Below are 668 nucleotides of genomic sequence, written 5' to 3'. Positions count from 1 at the left end.
AAGACTATTACGACTGACCCGCCACCCTGGAGGCGACCATGAACGCAGCATTGAAGATATGCCAGGAGCGTTACGACGCTCAGTTGCCGCCTCCAGTGAGCGAGTCGGCGGTGGAGATTGCCCGCAATGAGTGGCTGTACAACGCCACAGAGCAGCTGGTGCGCTTCGGTCAGGATGTGAAGTTCCAGCGGCGCCTGCGCAGGCCTCAGGCCGTCACGGTCGCACAACTGGCACTGGCGGCGGACGAACTGGCGAACAACCGGCAGGCGAGCTGTGAGGTCGGCACGCCGGCGCTTGGCTGGTTGCTGATCGCCAACAACCTCGGTCGAGCCGACAAAGACGCCGCCACCGAGCTGCTGGGCCGAAGCGACCACCCCTTCGGCAAGCTTGGCGAAATTGCAGAGGCCCTACTTCGGCCCCTCGCTGACGATGCACTGGCCGCCCAGGCCGAGGACGACGAACTATGAATACCCCTACCGCCCTCGCCCGCCTGGGCCTGGAAATCGCCAAGATGAAGAAGTCGTGCACACCGGTACCGGATCGCACCTTCGTCATGGGCATGATCGAAATGGCCGAGTTCGCCGATCTGGTCGACTCCCCTACCGCCAACCGTTACCGCGATGCGCTGGACGCCAAGTTCGTCGAGCGCAATGCAGAGCTTAAGAGGG

General features: G+C 63.2%; 2 protein-coding genes. Both read left to right on the top strand.

The window, feature by feature from the left end:
• Positions 1–38 precede the first annotated feature (38 nt).
• Positions 39–467, top strand: a complete 429-nt coding sequence (locus JFT58_RS30080) for a hypothetical protein (RefSeq protein ID WP_198834886.1) — start codon at positions 39–41, stop codon at positions 465–467.
• The coding region (locus tag JFT58_RS30075) for a hypothetical protein (RefSeq protein ID WP_198834885.1) at positions 464–668 on the top strand (205 nt) is incomplete at its 3' end. The genes JFT58_RS30080 and JFT58_RS30075, both read left to right, overlap by 4 nt.

The sequence above is a fragment of the Pseudomonas sp. MF6767 genome (assembly GCF_016405475.1).
GTDB lineage: Bacteria > Pseudomonadota > Gammaproteobacteria > Pseudomonadales > Pseudomonadaceae > Aquipseudomonas > Aquipseudomonas paracarnis.
Note: the sequence above shows the minus strand (reverse complement) of the source record. Positions and strands in the feature narration are given on the sequence as shown.

Bases quoted from the DNA above. Each gene is read 5' to 3' on its own strand.
- JFT58_RS30080 (WP_198834886.1), top strand. From the start codon at position 39: ATGAACGCAGCATTGAAGATATGCCAGGAGCGTTACGACGCTCAGTTG.